The sequence below is a fragment of the Streptomyces chisholmiae genome, from assembly GCF_031845445.1.
In the GTDB taxonomy this organism is placed as follows: Bacteria; Actinomycetota; Actinomycetes; order Streptomycetales; family Streptomycetaceae; genus Streptomyces; species Streptomyces chisholmiae.
Genome location: NZ_JAVREO010000155.1, coordinates 1 through 463, shown reverse-complemented (window position 1 = coordinate 463; position 463 = coordinate 1). Strand labels below are relative to the sequence as shown.

Here is a 463-nt window from a genome sequence, read left to right as displayed (position 1 = left end):
CTCAACCCGGCCATCCGCGTCACAGCCCGGTCGAATTACCTACGCGAACTTCCTGGCCTGCGAAAAGTGGGCGCCGACGAGGTCTTCTCCGGCGAAGGCGAGGTCGCGCTCGCACTGACCGAATCGCTGCTCCGCCAGCTCGGCGCCACCGACGAACAGTTGGACCGCGAAGCTGCCCGCATCCGCTCGGACCTCTTCGGCAAGACCCCGCCGCCGCCGACTCGCCTCGCCGACCCGAAGCCGCCGAAATAATATTCTCGCGTCAGGGAACCGTTAGCCCTCAGAACGGCATTGTCCGCAAACCCCATCGTGCGGACCGGACCGGCCTGAAGGGCCGCTTCTGTCAGCGCAGCGCGGTGAACCGCAAAAGACAAAAGACAAAAGGCAAAAACGAAAGATGACGGCCCGTTGTATTGTAATGTGATTGTTACCAAGCAGTCACCTTACTTCCGCGGAGCCGTCA

1 protein-coding gene is annotated in these 463 nt (G+C 62.0%); it reads left to right on the top strand.

The annotated features are described in order from the left end of the window. A partial coding sequence (locus RM844_RS32550; protein ID WP_311671045.1) for a hypothetical protein occupies positions 1-252 on the top strand: 252 nt, incomplete at its 5' end. Positions 253-463 lie beyond the last annotated feature (211 nt).